The sequence below is a fragment of the Streptomyces sp. NPDC020884 genome, assembly GCF_044333935.1.
GTDB lineage: Bacteria > Actinomycetota > Actinomycetes > Streptomycetales > Streptomycetaceae > Streptomyces.
Window position 1 is genome coordinate 537,802 of the sequence record NZ_JBIRRY010000004.1, and the last position, 14,214, is coordinate 552,015.

Annotated in this window: 15 protein-coding genes; 8 read left to right on the forward strand and 7 right to left on the reverse strand. The window is 71.6% G+C overall.

Annotated elements, in window-relative coordinates:
* Nucleotides 1-28: 28 nt before the first annotated feature.
* Nucleotides 29-544, reverse strand: coding sequence for a hypothetical protein (locus tag ACH4UK_RS16590; protein ID WP_398356891.1), 516 nt, complete (start codon nucleotides 542-544; stop codon nucleotides 29-31).
* A gap of 112 nt (nucleotides 545-656) precedes the next feature.
* On the opposite strand from ACH4UK_RS16590, the gene ACH4UK_RS16595 reads away from it, so the two are divergent.
* On the forward strand, nucleotides 657-854 hold the full coding sequence (locus ACH4UK_RS16595; protein WP_398356892.1) for a zf-HC2 domain-containing protein: 198 nt from the start codon (nucleotides 657-659) through the stop codon (nucleotides 852-854).
* On the opposite strand, the gene ACH4UK_RS16600 is transcribed toward ACH4UK_RS16595, so the two are convergent.
* Nucleotides 788-1,360 (reverse strand): sigma-70 family RNA polymerase sigma factor, encoded by a 573-nt coding sequence (locus ACH4UK_RS16600; RefSeq protein WP_398356894.1) that lies wholly within the window; start codon nucleotides 1,358-1,360, stop codon nucleotides 788-790. The two genes, ACH4UK_RS16595 and ACH4UK_RS16600, sit on opposite strands and share 67 nt — an antisense overlap.
* Before the next feature lie 267 nt (nucleotides 1,361-1,627).
* Here ACH4UK_RS16600 and ACH4UK_RS16605 point away from each other — a divergent pair, with 267 nt between their 5' ends.
* Complete coding sequence (locus ACH4UK_RS16605) at nucleotides 1,628-2,824, forward strand: CapA family protein (RefSeq protein WP_398356896.1); 1,197 nt, start codon at nucleotides 1,628-1,630, stop codon at nucleotides 2,822-2,824.
* A 38-nt stretch (nucleotides 2,825-2,862) separates the two neighbouring features.
* Here the strand turns inward: ACH4UK_RS16605 and ACH4UK_RS16610 are convergent, their stop codons facing one another.
* Nucleotides 2,863-3,324 carry a universal stress protein gene (locus ACH4UK_RS16610; protein WP_398356898.1) on the reverse strand — a complete coding sequence of 154 codons (462 nt, stop codon included), beginning with the start codon at nucleotides 3,322-3,324 and terminating at the stop codon, nucleotides 2,863-2,865.
* A 152-nt stretch (nucleotides 3,325-3,476) separates the two neighbouring features.
* Here ACH4UK_RS16610 and ACH4UK_RS16615 point away from each other — a divergent pair, with 152 nt between their 5' ends.
* On the forward strand, nucleotides 3,477-4,328 hold the full coding sequence (locus ACH4UK_RS16615) for a polysaccharide deacetylase family protein (RefSeq protein ID WP_398356900.1): 852 nt from the start codon (nucleotides 3,477-3,479) through the stop codon (nucleotides 4,326-4,328).
* Nucleotides 4,329-4,401: 73 nt separating this feature from the next.
* Here the strand turns inward: ACH4UK_RS16615 and ACH4UK_RS16620 are convergent, their stop codons facing one another.
* A complete protein-coding gene (locus tag ACH4UK_RS16620) occupies nucleotides 4,402-5,064 on the reverse strand; it encodes a class F sortase (RefSeq protein WP_398356902.1) in 663 nt (220 codons plus the stop codon).
* Nucleotides 5,065-5,389: 325 nt separating this feature from the next.
* On the opposite strand from ACH4UK_RS16620, the gene ACH4UK_RS16625 reads away from it, so the two are divergent.
* Nucleotides 5,390-5,869, forward strand: a complete 480-nt coding sequence (locus tag ACH4UK_RS16625; protein ID WP_398356903.1) for a hypothetical protein — start codon at nucleotides 5,390-5,392, stop codon at nucleotides 5,867-5,869.
* A gap of 92 nt (nucleotides 5,870-5,961) precedes the next feature.
* On the opposite strand, the gene ACH4UK_RS16630 is transcribed toward ACH4UK_RS16625, so the two are convergent.
* Both ACH4UK_RS16630 and ACH4UK_RS16635 read right to left on the reverse strand, forming a co-directional pair.
* Nucleotides 5,962-6,519 carry a hypothetical protein gene (locus ACH4UK_RS16630; RefSeq protein ID WP_398356905.1) on the reverse strand — a complete coding sequence of 186 codons (558 nt, stop codon included), beginning with the start codon at nucleotides 6,517-6,519 and terminating at the stop codon, nucleotides 5,962-5,964.
* 186 nt (nucleotides 6,520-6,705) lie between these two features.
* The gene (locus ACH4UK_RS16635; RefSeq protein ID WP_398356907.1) at nucleotides 6,706-7,470 is read right to left on the reverse strand and encodes a DUF4239 domain-containing protein; all 765 of its coding nucleotides are present in this window, start codon (nucleotides 7,468-7,470) and stop codon (nucleotides 6,706-6,708) included.
* A gap of 780 nt (nucleotides 7,471-8,250) precedes the next feature.
* Between ACH4UK_RS16635 and ACH4UK_RS16640 the strand changes: the two genes are divergently transcribed.
* From ACH4UK_RS16640 to ACH4UK_RS16650, 3 genes are all read left to right on the forward strand, one after another.
* Complete coding sequence (locus tag ACH4UK_RS16640) at nucleotides 8,251-9,216, forward strand: SCO0930 family lipoprotein (RefSeq protein WP_398356909.1); 966 nt, start codon at nucleotides 8,251-8,253, stop codon at nucleotides 9,214-9,216.
* A gap of 254 nt (nucleotides 9,217-9,470) precedes the next feature.
* A complete protein-coding gene (locus ACH4UK_RS16645; RefSeq protein WP_398356911.1) occupies nucleotides 9,471-10,289 on the forward strand; it encodes an SAM-dependent methyltransferase in 819 nt (272 codons plus the stop codon).
* On the forward strand, nucleotides 10,286-12,460 hold the full coding sequence (locus tag ACH4UK_RS16650) for a putative bifunctional diguanylate cyclase/phosphodiesterase (RefSeq protein WP_398356913.1): 2,175 nt from the start codon (nucleotides 10,286-10,288) through the stop codon (nucleotides 12,458-12,460). Before ACH4UK_RS16645 ends, ACH4UK_RS16650 begins: the two co-directional genes overlap by 4 nt.
* A gap of 57 nt (nucleotides 12,461-12,517) precedes the next feature.
* Here the strand turns inward: ACH4UK_RS16650 and ACH4UK_RS16655 are convergent, their stop codons facing one another.
* On the reverse strand, nucleotides 12,518-13,414 hold the full coding sequence (locus ACH4UK_RS16655) for a LysR family transcriptional regulator (RefSeq protein ID WP_398356914.1): 897 nt from the start codon (nucleotides 13,412-13,414) through the stop codon (nucleotides 12,518-12,520).
* A gap of 95 nt (nucleotides 13,415-13,509) precedes the next feature.
* On the opposite strand from ACH4UK_RS16655, the gene ACH4UK_RS16660 reads away from it, so the two are divergent.
* Entirely contained in the window at nucleotides 13,510-14,214 is a 705-nt protein-coding gene (locus ACH4UK_RS16660) for a succinate dehydrogenase (RefSeq protein WP_398356916.1), read from the forward strand.

A 14,214-nucleotide genomic window follows, 5' to 3' on the forward strand; every position in this document is an offset into this window, starting at 1 on the left:
CCCGCTCGTCACGGGTGAAACCCGGCCGTCAGCACAGGTGAACGGCCAGGTGCCCGAGCGGCAGCCCCAACTGCCACGCAGGCGTCCAGATGCGGACCTCCTGGTCACCCGTCGACTCGGCCGCGGGCTCCCAGGGCGCGGGGCCGATCGCGTCCAGGTCCGCCGCGAGCAGTTCGGTCTCCCGCAGCCAGCGCCAGGCCGCCCGAGCCAGCGCCAGGTCGGGGTCGCGGGGGGCGGCGCGCAGCTCCGCCTCCGCCAGCCGCTCGCCGATCCAGCTGCGCCAGGTGCACCCGTACGCCGTGAGCAGCCGCAGTTCGTCGACCCGCGGTTCGGGCAGGGCCCGGGGGGCGGGAGCGTCCCGGAGGAATTCGCAGAGGAACATCGTCAGGGCGAGCGCGTCGCGCCCCGCCCGGAACTCCAGGGTCGTCGGCTCCATCAGATCGCCGGTCCGCAACAGCTCGTCGGCGATGTACTCGGTGGACAGCCAGGTCATCGGTACCTGGGGCCCGTTCCCACCGGTCCCATCCATATCCTCGGGACGCATCCCGTCTCGCCTCTTTCCTTGCTCGGTACCGGGCTTCACGCAGCATTGAACCGGGGGCGGGTGCCCCGCGTGGGCAGAAGAGGAGGATCGCCCAGGAGATGCGAGGCTGTGAATGAGTGCCGACCCGGGCGACGACCCGCATGTGCGCCTGCTGCTGGGCGCGTACGTGCTGGACGCTCTGGACGCCGAGGAGACGTGCCGGGTCGCCCGCCATCTCCGGGGCTGCGACGCCTGCGCCCGGGTCTACGTGGAGGTGGCCGAGGCCTCCGCCCTGCTGCCGCTGCTCCGGCCGGAGGACCTGCGGGAGTAGCCGGGCAGCGTACGGGCGAGGACCCGCAGGGCGTAGTACGAACGGGACTTGACGGTTCCGGCGGGGATGCCGAGCGCCGTGGCGGTCTCGCCGACGCTCAGCCCGCGGAAGTAGATCTGCACCAGCACCGCACGGTGCTCGGGGCTGAGGGTGCGGACCGCCTCGCGGACGTCCAGGGCGCGGACGGCCGAGTCCGCGGTGTCCAGGGCGGCCGGGGTGCTCTCCAGCACCGTGTCGCTGACCTCGAGGGGCCTGGCCTGGCGGGAGCGCCGCGCGTCGATGGCGAGACGGCGGCCGACGGTGAACAGCCACGGCCGCATCGACTCGTAGGGCGCGTCGAAGGCCTCGGGGTGCTGCCAGGCGCGTACGAGGGTCTCCTGCACCAGGTCCTCGGCCCGCTGCCGGTCGCCGAAGGTCAGCCCGAGGAGGAAGTGGAACAGCGCGGGGCCGTGATCCCGCTGCAACTCCGCGATGGCCCGCTCATCGGTCGTCGTCGTGGTCTTCATGGACGTCCTCTCCCGCCGAGGCCCCTGACGGCCTCGTTGCCGACTGGCGTATACGAACGCATTCGGCGGCGTGGGAACAGGCGGTGCGCCGAGGCGTGCGACGAGCGGTCGCTCAGTGCGGCGAATGGTGCGGTGAACGGTCGAGGGGCCGTCGGGGTCGGCCGGTACGACCAGTTCAGCTAGGTATGCGGCAATGCTCCTTGCTTATCCGGTATGACAATCTGTGTAGTCGGATGGTCGTAATCATCCGAACATGGAGTCGAGCAGATGACGCAGCGCATCCGACCGGGCACCGTGACCGCCATCGCCCTCCTGCTCGCCGCGGCCACCGGCTGCACCGGGCAGCAGCCCCCGGACCCCGTGCCGAGCGGACCGCCCGCCGCCCGGGGCGCGGGCGGCCAGGACGCCGACGGGCCCCGCCCGTTCACGCTTCTCGCCGCGGGTGACGTCCTGCCGCACTCCTCCGTCATCGACCGGGCCGCCGTCGACGCGGGCGGCGGGGGCTACGACTTCGCCCCGATGCTGGCCGGCGTCGCCCCGGTCGTCTCCGCCGCCGACCTGGCCTTCTGCCATATGGAGACCGTGTACGGCAAGGACGGCGGCCCCTACACCGGATACCCGAGCTTCAAGTCGCCGCCGGAGGTCGCCACCGCTCTGCGCGCCACCGGGTTCGACTCCTGCTCCACCGCCTCCAACCACACGCTCGACGACGGGGCCGAGGGGGTCTCGCGCACGCTCGGAGCGCTGGACGAGGCGGGCATCCGGCACGCCGGCTCCGCCCGCACCGCCGCCGAGGCCGCCCGCCCCACGATCCTGCCCGCCGGGCCGGGCAAGAACGCGGCGAAGGTCGCCCACCTCGCGTACACCTACGGAACCAACGACATCCCGCTGCCCGCCGGCCGGCCCTGGACGGTCGACGTCACCGACGAGCGGAAGATCATCGAAGAGGCCAGGGCGGCCCGCCGCGCCGGTGCCGACGTCGTCGTCCTCTCCGCCCATTGGGGCACCGAATGGCAGGACGAGCCCGATACGAAGCAACTGGAGCTGGCCCGCCGGCTCACCGCCTCCGCCGACCGGGGCCGCCCCGACATCGACCTGATCATCGGCACGCATGCCCATGTGCCGCAGGCGTACGAGAAGGTCAACGGCACCTGGGTCGTCTACGGCATGGGCGACCAGATCGCCGGAGCGATGATCAACTACGAGGGGGCCCAGGACCCGCGCGGCAACCAGAGCTCGATGGGCCGCTTCACCTTCGCGCCGCCCGCGAAACCCGGCGAGCGCTGGGCGGTGAAGAAGGCGGAGTTCGTCCCGCAGTGGTACGACACCGTCTCCGGACGAGCCGTCAACCTCAACGCCTCCCTCGACGACGGGGCCGAGCACCTCCGCGAGGTCCGCGACCGCATCCGCGCGATCGTCCTCGGCCGGGGAGCGGAGGGCGACGGCCTCCTCATGGGCAAGTAGCCCCCCCCGCGCGGCAGGCGGGGGTGCGACGGCGGGCCCTACGGCACCACGGTGACCGGCCAGCGCCCCGCCTTCACCAGGCGTACCGCCACCGAACCGACGAAGCGGTGCCCGGCCGACTCCGAGGCCCCGACCACCACCGCGTCCGCCTTCAGCTCGTCGGCCGCCGTGACCAGGCCGTTGTAGGGGTCGCCCCGGAACGTGTGGAACTCCCAGCGCATGTTCCAGGCATCGCTGAAGCGCTCGGTCGCCGCTCTGATCTCGGTGACCAGGTCCTCGGCGACCTCGCCCGTGGTGTCGCCCACCGGCACGCCCAGCGCGGCGCCCGCGGCCAGCACCGGCTGGACGTACACCAGGGCCAGCATGGCGTTCTGCCGACGGGCGAGTCCGGCGGCGTAGGCCGCCGCGCGCATCGAGGAGTCGGAGCCGTCGAGCCCCGCGACGATCACCTTGGGACCGTCCGTGCCGCGTTCGAACTGATGAGGCTGCTGCTCTGTCACGGCTCCGAGGCTATCGGCTCGTCCCGGGAGGGAGAGGCCGGGCCGTCGACGGGATCCGGTGGAGATGAACATACTGCGTCGATCGGGTACAAAACGGTCGGCGCCCGGTGTCGACGGCCGGAGCGGACGTCCGGCCGTGCGAGCAGTTGGCCATGAGAAGTGATCACACCGGACCCGAGCGACGCACCCTGCTGAGGGTCGCCCTCGGCCTCGGAGCCGCCACCGCCGTGCACCTGATCGCCGCCGATCCGGCGTCGACCCCCAGCCGCCCCGCACCCGCCGCCGGCCCGCCGCCCGCCGCGGCCGCGGGCCCCCCGGCCACCGTCCGGGGCCGGCCCTCCCCGTACCGGCTCGACCCCATGACCGCGAACACCCCGCCCCGGTTCAGACCGGCCCGGCCGCCCGTGCGCACCCGGCCCTTCGAGCACCTCCCCGACCTCGGGCACTCGATGGTCCTCAGCTTCGACGACGGCCCCGACCCGCTCTACACCCCGGACATCCTGGCCACCCTGCGCGCGCACCGGGTCCGCGCGATGTTCTTCGTCTGCGGCGAGATGGCCGAGGGGAACCCGGACCTGCTGCGCGAGATGGCGGACGACGGGCATGTGGTGGGCAACCACTCCTGGTCCCACCCGCTGATCCCGAAGCTCTCCCGCCCCGCGATCCGCGACGAGCTGGGGCGTACCAGCGAGGTGGTGGACCGGGCGCTCGGGGCCGCGCCGCTGTGGTACCGCGCCCCCTACGGCGCGTGGAACCGCAACTCCTTCGAGATCGGCGCCGAGTTGGGCATGGAGCCCATGGCCTGGACCGTGGACACGCTCGACTGGAAGACGCCGGGCACCGGCGCGATCGTCCGCCGGGTGCTGGACGGGGCGGCCCCCGGCGTGGTCGTCCTCTCGCACGACGCGGGCGGTGACCGCTCGCAGAGCGTCGCGGCCCTGCGCCGCTATCTCCCCCGGCTGCTGGACTCCGGCTACCGCATCACGGTGCCGCACCGCGTCTGAGCCGAGCGGTGCGCGCGCAGCGCTGTGCCCCCGGCGGTCCGCCGGGGGCACAGCCGGGTGGGGTGCGTCGCCGTCAGCGGGTGTCGACCAGTCGGGCGAAGACCACCACGTTGCCGTCGTAGCCGCCCGCCTTCGAGTACCCCCCGCCGCAGGTGATGACCCGCAGCTCCGCGTGGCCGGTGTCGCCGTAGACCCGGGGGCCGGGGAAGTCGTTCTTGGAGAAGACCTCCACCCCGTACACCTCGAAGATCCCGACCCGGCCGTCGTAGCGGGTGACTTCGACGCGGTGCCCCTTCTGGAGAGAGCCGAGACCGTAGAAGACGGCGGGCCCGGAGTTGTTGTCGACATGGCCCACGACCACCGCGGTGCCGCGCTGGCCCGGGGCGATGCCGTTCTGGTACCAGCCGGCGAGGTTGGGGTCCTCGGCGGGCGGGGCGTCGATCCAGCCGTTGGCGTCCAGGTTGACGTCGATGATCGGGGCGTCCACGTTGATGGACGAGATCTTCACCCGGGAGGCCGGGGCGTACGGCAGCTGCTGCACCGGCTCGCCCTCCACCGGCGGCCCCGCGGTGTCCTTGCCCAGGTCCAGCGAGGCGGCCGCAGCGGGCTGTGGTGGCCCCGCCTCCCCGAACTCCGTGCCGTTGCGCATGAGGGCGAGGCCGCTGAGCATCACCAGGGCGACCGCACCCCATGGCACACGTCTGGTCCGCTCGGCGCCAGCGTAGTCCCGGCCCATGGTTCTCCCTTCGTCGCGACGCTTGAACGCTAAGCGCGCGGCGTCCGGGCGGCGATCAGAGAGGGGCGAACGGGTGGCGGCGGGGGCCGGGGTCTCCCGGGTGACTGCCCATCGGAGTAATGAGCAGATAAAAGTTCTGACGGTCTGTGACCTGCGGCTCCGTCAGGTTCGAGGGTTTTCGTACGGCGTGTCGCATCACCGGGGTGGAGCAATGCCGAAGTGCGAGTCACGGACCGACTGGTGAGTGTTCGTCATGGGAGGCGTCTTCGTCGATCCAGCCCGGGGGACCAGCCCCCGGGGGCGTTTCCCGATGGAGGTTCACACGATGCGTGCTTCACGCGCTCTCGCGGTCACCGCGACCGCTTTCGCGGCCGTCGGGCTCGCGGCCCCCATGGCCGCCGCCACCAATGGTCCGAGCAACATCACCGTCAACCCGTACTCGGTCCACCAGGGCGCGACCATGAAGGTCACCGCGCAGGGCTGCGGTCACGGCGGCAAGGTCTGGTCGAACGCGTTCCCGACGACCGAGCTCTCCGCGGGCGGCACCGGGTACGCGAAGGCGCACATCCGTCACAACGCCACGCCGGGGCACTACAACCTCTCGGTGAAGTGCAACGACAACGAGCGGATCGAGACGCACAAGTTCACCGTGCTCGCCGGCAACGGCGCGCAGGGCGGGCTCGGCGGCTCGATGGGTCCGAGCTCCGTGGAGATGCAGGTCGGCGGCGGTCTGGTGGCCGCTGCGGCCGTCGGCGGCGCGGTCTTCCTCGTCCGGCGTCGGCGGACGAGCCATGCGGCGTTCTAAGGCGTCCCACCTTTCGCCCGGCCCGATACGCCCGTCGCCCCGAGTCCTGGATCAGGACCCGGGGCGACTGTCGTGCGGCGCACGTCGCGCGGTCAGTGGCGACGGTCGGCGGTGCGGCGACGCGCGAAGTAGAGGGCGCCCGAAGCGGCCGCGATCACCAGGGCCGCTCCGGCGGCGACCTCCACCGTGTCGGTGGTGCCGGAGCTTCCGCCGAGGCCGCCGCGCACCCCGCCCGGCACGAGGGCCGTCGAACTGGCGGTCGGGACCGTCGTGGGTGTCGGGGTGGGGGTGCTCGTGGCGCCGCCGGTGATGGTCAGGTTGACGTTCCGGGAGGTGCCGGTGGAGCCGCACGCGAACGTCACCGCGTAGACGGCGCCGCGGCGGGCGTCCGTGTCGACGGTGGCGGTGGCCGTCGTGCTGCCGCTCGGGATGGTGGTGGTGTCGAAGATGCCCGAGGAGACGGTCGTCTCGCCCGTGCAGCCGCCGGCTCCGAGGGTGACCCGGCCGCCCGGTGCGATGACCGACGGGGAGATCGTCGGATTGAACGTGCTGGTGGCCCCGTCCGGCGCGGCGAAGGCGGTGGACGGGGCGATCAGCGTCAGGGCGGTGGCACCGAGCAGGGCGAGCGGTGCGACACGTATCGCGCGCATGGTGGATCCTCCGGGTTCCCCGAGGGGCAGCTGCGGAACCAATTTCCACATAGCAGGAAAAATGCACCTCGATGACCGACACGCTAGGAGGGGTCGCCCCAGCCCGCGATCGGGGTCCGGCGAATGGGTCAGTGGGGTCCCCCGGCCGGCCCACCGGCCGGGGGAGCGGGGCCTGGGGGCGCTCCTCTAACGGGCGGCCCCGGGGAACATGTCGATGAACGGTTCGGCGGTGGCCGAGATGCCCCGCCCGAAGGGCGCGTCGAAGTCCCAGATCAGAAAGAGCAGGAAGGCGATCAACGCGCTGAACAGGCCCGCCAGGAGCAGTTCGCGGAAGGTTCTGCGGATCTGCAGGGTGAAGATCAGCCCCACGGTCACCAGCGCCCCGATGATCAGGCCGAACCAGACCACCCCGGGCATCGTCGCCCCGGCGTTCTGCCCCCGTGAGCTGCGGGCGTCGTCCGCTGCCGCCACCTGGTCGACCAGCGGCTGGTAGGCCTGCCCCTCGTGGTCGGTCTTCGGCTCGTAGTCGGTGACGTCCGCCCGCACCCGGTCCAGCAGCCGGGTGCCGCGCTCGGTGAGCGTGTTCCGTTCGGACATCACCTTCCATTCGTCGTTGACGACGTGGTGGACATAGGCGTCCACGTCCGCCCGGATGCGGTCGCGGACCTCGACCGGGTAGACGGAGGCCCGTGCCTGCACCTCGTGCAGGGCCTGCGCCTCGATGCGCACGGACTCCTGCGCGGCGCTGCGCCCCTCCCACACGCCGGCGATGGCGAGGCCCAGCACGATCGCGTAGACCACGCCGATCATCATCGTCATGTACTCGATGACGTCGGGCGTCTCGGACGGGTCGTCATCCTCCCCGATGCGCCGGTTGTTCAGGACGGCGATGGTGAGGACGACCGCGCAGGCCGACGCCATGGCAATGCTCAGTACGAGCCATTCGGACATGCATCTCTCCTGGTCAGCGGGATGACCGTGGCCGCAGTACGGCAACGGCGAATACCGCCGGGGCGGTGATGAGCAAGGTCAGGGACACCAGCGACGGCCCGCTCCGGGGCTGTTTGCGGGCCGGTTTGCGGTACGTCGGCAGTGCGACGGGCCGCGGTTCCGGTGGCTTGGCGCGCACCGGGGGCTTCGGCGAGGGCGTGGGCTTCGGCGGCGGTTCCGGCGCGGGCGGCGGAGGGGGCGGAGGAGGCGGTGGCGGTGGCGGTGGCGGTGGTTCCACGACCACCGGGGGCGGTGGCGGCGGAGGCGGCGGTGGCGGGGGAGGCGGCGGTGGCGGTGGGGCAGGTGGTCGGGGCGGGGGAGGCGGTGGGGGCGGCTCCGGCTCGGAGACCGCGACGCAGCCTCCGTCGCCCGCCACGGCGACCGAGGAACTGCCGTCGCCCTGCCCGATCGAGGCCACCGCGCAGTTGTCGGCGGTCGCGGGCAGCGGTACGGCTATCAGCCAGAGGAGTGCGGCGACTGCCGTGAGCCGCGCGATGCGTGATCCGTACACGTCGGGGAGCATGATCCACGGCGCCGGATGACACGCGGGACCCGCGAGTGATTCGCCTGATCGTGCGGATAATCGGCCATTCGTGTTTACGCCCCCGTAGTTCGGCCCACCGAATTCTTCTCGGCCTTCCTTTGAACGCGACCCCGTGGGCGCCCCGTACCTAGGGCCATGAACGGCGCGGTCCCGCGCCGTCACCGGAAGCGATACGACGAAGCACCACGGGAGTCGACATGAACACCTGGCGCAACGCCTCGCTCGCGATCACCGCCGCGGCTCTGTTGACGCTCACGACGGCGTGCGGTCAGGAGCAGGGAGACGCATCGCCCAACGGCCAGGCGGTGGGCAACGCGGCCCCGGCCCAGCAGCCCGCCGACAGCGGGTACGGATCGGCCGGCGGGGGATACGGTTCCGGGGCCGACAAGGAGGCGGCGCAACCGAAGGAAGCCGGCCAACTCGCCGTCCAGGACAGCAAGAAACTCGGAAAGGTGCTGACCGACAGCGAGGGCTTCACGCTCTACCGCTTCGACAAGGACACCGCCAACCCGCCGAAGTCGACCTGCGAGGGCGAATGCGCCGCGATCTGGCCCGTGGTGGCCGCGGGCAACGCCACCGCCGCGGCGGGCACCGACGCCGAACTGCTCGGGGAGGTCACCCGCGCCGACGGCACGAGCCAGCTCACCGTCGACGGCTGGCCGATGTACCGGTACGCGAAGGACACCGCCCCGGGCCAGGTCAACGGGCAGGGGGTCGGCGGCACCTGGTTCGCCGCGGCCCCCGACGGAAAGAAGGCGGCGAACAACGCCGACAGTGCGGGGGTGACGGAACCGGCCGATCCCGCGGGGCTTTCGGTCCGCAAGGACCCGAAACTCGGCGACATCGTGGTGGACGGTCGAGGGATGACGGTTTACCGCTTCACCAAGGACTCCGCCTGGCCGATGAAGACCGCTTGCACGGGCGACTGCCTCAAGAAGTGGCCGGTAGTCGCTCCCATGGCCAAAAATGCGGTGGAGGGTGTGACGACGAAGGGATTCGTCACCTTCGACCGCCCCGACGGCGTCAAGCAGCAGACCATCGACTGCTGGCCCATCTACACCTTCGCGGGTGACAGCAAGCCCGGCGACACCAACGGACAGGGAGTCGGCGGCACCTGGTATGCCGTTTCCCCGGATTCCGAACTCGTCGGTGCCACCCGCTGATCAGGGCGGCGGCGAACAATCGCCCAGGAGCCCCAAGTGGCCCCGAACCACCGGGAAACGGTGTCCGGAGTGCCGGTCCGTCGCTGCACGCATACGCGCAGCGACGGGCCGGTCGTTGATGCCACCGGAGTGTGACCAATAACGGATCGCGAATTTCCGTTTCCACTCGCTCTCTTGGCGGCCGATCAGTAGCCTCTGGTCAACACTGACCATGAACATGGCCGGATCGCCGTGGCGACTTGTTGGAGACATCGATGGAGCGTCCCGCCTGGGCACCGCAGGGCATTGACCTTTCGGTGCCGAGCGTGTCTCGCATGTACGACTTCTATCTGGGCGGATCGCACAATTTCGAGGTGGACCGGGAAGCCGCGCGCAAGGCCATGGAGTTCCTCCCGGGCCTTCCCAAGATCATGCAGGCCAATCGCGCCTTTATGCGCCGGGCCGTCCGTTACGCCGTCGACGCGGGCATCGACCAGTTCCTGGACATCGGCTCCGGCATACCGACCTTCGGCAACGTCCACGAGGTGGCCCAGGCCGCCGATCCCGGCGCCAAGGTGGCGTACGTCGACCACGACCCGGTCGCCGTCGCCCACAGCCAGGCCGTGCTGGAGGGCAACGACCGCGCGGTCATCGCCGCCGCCGACCTGCGCCGCCCCAAGGAGATCCTGGCCAACCCGGAGATCACCGGACTGCTCGACCTGGACCGGCCGGTGGCCCTGCTGCTCGTCGCGGTGCTCCACTTCATCGAGGACGCCGACGACCCGCGCGCCGCGGTCGCCGAACTGCGCGAGGCGCTGGCCCCCGGCAGTCTGATCGTCCTGACCCACGCCTCGTACGAGGGCATCCCGCTGCCCAAGGAGGAGGCGGCCGGCACGGTGGGCGTCTACCAGAACATCCGCAACCCGCTGATCATGCGCTCGCGCGAGGAGATCGGTCAGTTCTTCGAGGGCTACGAGATCGTCGAGCCGGGGCTCGTGTCGATGCCGGAATGGCGGCCGGACACCCCGCAGTCGCCGGAGCAGGAAGACCCGTACGCCTTCTCGGGCTTCGCAGGGGTTGGGCGCAAGGCGTGAGTATTCCCGCCCAGGCGTCCGGGGAGCCGGACGCGGAACCCGACGGTCCGGAAGGCCGGCTCCGCAGGTTCGCCAGAATCTGGAGCCGGGCCATCTTCCCCCTGACGGCCACCTCCCTCACCAGGCCGGAGTTCGAACAGCATCTGCTGCCCCTGGCGCGCGAGCTGAACGGCATCCTGCACGCCCGGCCCTTCGACGCCTCGCCCGCCCAGCGGATCGGCGCGGCCCTGATCGACGCGCACTGCACCGACCCGGACGCCCTCAGTTCCACGCTCGGCGTCGTCGACTCCTACCTCGTCCTGTACTGCGGCGGCAACGGACCCGACGCGCTGTCCACCGAGGACGGCCGGGCCCGCTGCGCGCGGATCCAGCACACGCTGGCCGCCGGCTTCACGGGGGCCCTGCGCGAGCGCACGCTCGCCGAGCAGGAGGCCATCGCCCGCTCGGCGCTGACCGCCCGCTCGCACGCCGAACAGGCCCTGCACGCCACCGAGGCGCGGTTCCGCGCGGTCTTCAAGGACGCCGCCATCGGCATCGGCATCGCCGACCTGGACGGCAACATCCTGGAGATCAACGACACCCTCACCAAGATGTTCGGCGGACTGGAGAACCACGTCCGCAGCCACAAGGTGAACGAGTGGACCCACCCCGAGGACTCGCCCCAGGTCTGGAAGTACTACGACGAGCTGGTACGCGGCGAACGCGAGCACTACCGGGTCGAGAAGGCGTACTACCGCAACGACGGCACCGTCCTGTGGACCAACCTCACCGTCTCGCTGCTGCGGGACTCCGAGGGCCGTCCCGAATACCAGCTCGCCCTGATGGAGGACACCACCGAACGGCGGCTGCTGAATCTGCGGCTGCGCTACGAGGCCACCCACGACGCGCTCACCGGGCTGCCCAACCGGACCCTGTTCTTCGAGCGCCTGGAGAAGGCCCTCGCCGCTCAGGAGGGAATCCGCTTCGGCCTCTGCTATCTGGACCTCGACGGCTTCAAGGCCATCAACGACAGCCTCGGTCACGCCGCCGGCGACCGTCTGCTGGTCGAGGTCGCCGACCGGCTCCAGAGCTGCGCCCCCGCGCCCGGCGAGATGGTCGCCCGGCTCGGCGGCGACGAGTTCGTGGCGCTGACCACCGGGCCGGACACCGCCGACGAGGTGGACGAACTGGCCGGCCGCATCCTGAACGCCCTCGCCTCGCCCATCAGCGTCGACGGCCGCGAGCTCACCGTCCGCGGCTCGATCGGCGTCGTCGAAGGCCCCTCGGGGGAGCGCAGCGCCGCCGAGGTGCTGCGCAGCGCCGACATCACCATGTACCGGGCCAAGGCGGCGGGCGGCAACCGCTTCCAGCTCGCCGACGCGGAGGCCGACGCGCGCGCCATCACCCGGCACGGGCTGACCACCGCGCTGCCGGCCGCCCTGGACCGGGGCGAGTTCTTCATCGAGTACCAGCCGCTCGTGCACCTGGGCGACGGCACCGTGCACGGCGCGGAGGCGCTGGTGCGCTGGTGCCACCCCCAGCACGGGGTGCTCGGGCCCGACCGGTTCATCCCGCTCGCCGAGCACACCGGCCTCATCGTGCCGCTCGGCCGCTGGGTGCTGGAGGAGTCCGTGCGGCAGGCGAACTTCTGGCAGGAGCGGCACAGCGACGGCGGGCCGCTCCGGATCAACGTCAACCTCTCGCCGACCCAGCTGCACCACCCCCGCCTGGTCGCCGAGACGGTCGACGTGCTGGAGCGCTCCGGTCTGGAGCCGGGCGCCCTCTGCCTGGAGGTCACCGAGTCCGCGCTGATCGGTGCGGACGACGATCTGCTCAAGCCGCTGCGGCAGCTCGCCGAGATGGGCGTCGACATCGCGCTCGACGACTTCGGCACGGGCTACTCGAATCTGGCGAACCTGCGCCGACTGCCGGTCAGCGTGCTCAAGCTGGACCGCTCCTTCACCCGGGGCATGCAGCAGCACCCGGCCGACCCGGTCGACATGAAGATCGTCGAAGGCATCGTCTCCCTGGCGCACAGCCTGGACCTGGCCGTCACGGTCGAGGGCGTGGAGACGGGCGCCCAGGCCGAGCAGCTGCGCCGGCTGGGCTGCGACACCGCCCAGGGCTGGTACTACGCCCGCCCCGGGGCTCCGGACCGCATCCACTCCCTGCTGCTGGCGGACGCGGTCTGACCGTCGCCGGGCGGGGCCCCTCCGCCCGGCAGGACGCGGGCCCCGCCCGCCGACCGGTCAACCGGGGAGCGGCCGGAGCTCCAGCAGCATCCGCTGGAGTTCGCGCGCGGCCCGGGGCGGGGCCACGTCGCTGCGGTGCGCGAGGGCGATCGTGCGCCGCAGCCCGTCCCCGGCCAGCGGGGTCCTCCGCAGGTCGTGGCCGGCGCGGGCGGCCGCCATGCTCGGCACCACGGCGATGCCGATGCCCGCCCGTACGAAACCGAGCACCGCGTCCATCTCGCCGCCCTCGACGGTGAACGAGGGCTCGAAGCCCTCCGCGCGGCAGGCCGCGAGCGTCAGCTCCCGCAGGTTGTACCCGTGCCGGAACATCACCAGCGGCGCCCCCTCCAGATCCGCGATCCGGATCCGGCCGTCGCGCCCCGGGGGCGGCTCCGCCGCGGAGGACACCACCACGAGGTCCTCCCGCAGCAGCTCCAGCGTGGTCAGCGCGGGGGAGCCGGCGGGCAGGGGCAGCACCACCAGCGCCAGGTCGAGCACGCCGCGCGCCAGCTGACGTACGAGGTCGTGCGAGCCGCCCTCCTCCAGCAGCAGCCGCACCCCCGGATGCCGGTCGTGGAAGGCGCGCAGCACGTCCGGCAGCAGCCCGGTGCACAGGCTCGGCGTCGCCCCCAGCCGCACCCGGCCGCTGCGCAGCGAGACCAGCTCCTGCACCTCGTGGCGGGCCGTCTCCGCGTCGGCGAGAATCCGCCGGGCCAGCGGCAGCAGCGCCTCGCCCGCGTCGGTGAGGGCGATGTTGCCCCGGGCCCGGCTGAACAGGTCCGCGCCCAACTCCGTCTCCAGCGCCCGGATCTGCTGGGAGAGCGAGGGCTGCGACACATGCACCGCCTCCGCGGCCCGGGTGAAATGCCGGGCCTCGGCGACGGCCACGAAGTAGGTGAGCTGCTGGAAGTGCATAGGCCGACGATAACGCCCCTCCATAGGTGTTTCCTATGGAGTTCAGTCGGACCATGTCTTGGACTGATCGATCCCTCGCCCCTATCGTCGTGTCCATGGCACTGGCAACGCGGACGGACCGACGGCCGTCGATGACGCGTACGCTCTGGGACTCGACCGTCGGCAAGAAGACGATCATGGCCGTGACCGGTCTGGTCATGCTCGGGTATCTCGTCGCCCACATGGTGGGCAACCTGAAGATCTTCTTCGGACCCGGCGAGTTCGACGGGTACGCCCACTGGCTGCGCACCATGGGCGAACCGGTACTGCACTACGAGTGGGCGCTCTGGCTCGTCCGGGTGGGGCTGGTCGTGGCCGTCGTGCTGCACGGCGTCTCCGCGTACCAGCTGAGCAGGCGCGACATCGGTGCGCGGCCCGCCAAGTACGTCCACACGCGGCCCCGGGCGAGCTACGCCACCCGGACCATGCGCTGGGGCGGGATCATCCTCGCGCTCTTCATCGTCTGGCACATCCTCGACCTGACGACCGGCACGGTCCACACCAGCTTCGAGGCCGGGCACCCGTACCAGAACGTCATCGACACCTTCTCGACCTGGTACGGCAACGTCATCTACATCACCGCGGTGCTCGCCATGGGCCTGCACGTCCAGCACGGCTTCTGGAGCGCCGCGCAGACCCTGGGCGTCGGCAACGCGACCCGCGACCGCATCCTGAAGGCCCTCGCCACCCTCCTCGCGGCGGCGCTGACAGTGGGCTTCATCTCCGTACCCGTCGCCGTCATGACCGGAGTGGTGAGCTGA

What these genes read in the sequence shown, in the direction of transcription:
- ACH4UK_RS16620 (WP_398356902.1), bottom strand. Translation starts at nt 5,064, where the DNA reads ATGGGCCGGGACTACGCTGGCGCCGAGCGGACCAGACGTGTGCCATGG.
- ACH4UK_RS16625 (WP_398356903.1), top strand. Translation starts at nt 5,390, where the DNA reads ATGCGTGCTTCACGCGCTCTCGCGGTCACCGCGACCGCTTTCGCGGCC.
- ACH4UK_RS16660 (WP_398356916.1), top strand. Translation starts at nt 13,510, where the DNA reads ATGGCACTGGCAACGCGGACGGACCGACGGCCGTCGATGACGCGTACG.
- ACH4UK_RS16590 (WP_398356891.1), bottom strand. Translation starts at nt 544, where the DNA reads ATGCGTCCCGAGGATATGGATGGGACCGGTGGGAACGGGCCCCAGGTA.
- ACH4UK_RS16595 (WP_398356892.1), top strand. Translation starts at nt 657, where the DNA reads ATGAGTGCCGACCCGGGCGACGACCCGCATGTGCGCCTGCTGCTGGGC.
- ACH4UK_RS16645 (WP_398356911.1), top strand. Translation starts at nt 9,471, where the DNA reads ATGGAGCGTCCCGCCTGGGCACCGCAGGGCATTGACCTTTCGGTGCCG.
- ACH4UK_RS16640 (WP_398356909.1), top strand. Translation starts at nt 8,251, where the DNA reads ATGAACACCTGGCGCAACGCCTCGCTCGCGATCACCGCCGCGGCTCTG.
- ACH4UK_RS16600 (WP_398356894.1), bottom strand. Translation starts at nt 1,360, where the DNA reads ATGAAGACCACGACGACGACCGATGAGCGGGCCATCGCGGAGTTGCAG.
- ACH4UK_RS16615 (WP_398356900.1), top strand. Translation starts at nt 3,477, where the DNA reads ATGAGAAGTGATCACACCGGACCCGAGCGACGCACCCTGCTGAGGGTC.
- ACH4UK_RS16655 (WP_398356914.1), bottom strand. Translation starts at nt 13,414, where the DNA reads ATGCACTTCCAGCAGCTCACCTACTTCGTGGCCGTCGCCGAGGCCCGG.
- ACH4UK_RS16635 (WP_398356907.1), bottom strand. Translation starts at nt 7,470, where the DNA reads ATGTCCGAATGGCTCGTACTGAGCATTGCCATGGCGTCGGCCTGCGCG.
- ACH4UK_RS16605 (WP_398356896.1), top strand. Translation starts at nt 1,628, where the DNA reads ATGACGCAGCGCATCCGACCGGGCACCGTGACCGCCATCGCCCTCCTG.
- ACH4UK_RS16630 (WP_398356905.1), bottom strand. Translation starts at nt 6,519, where the DNA reads ATGCGCGCGATACGTGTCGCACCGCTCGCCCTGCTCGGTGCCACCGCC.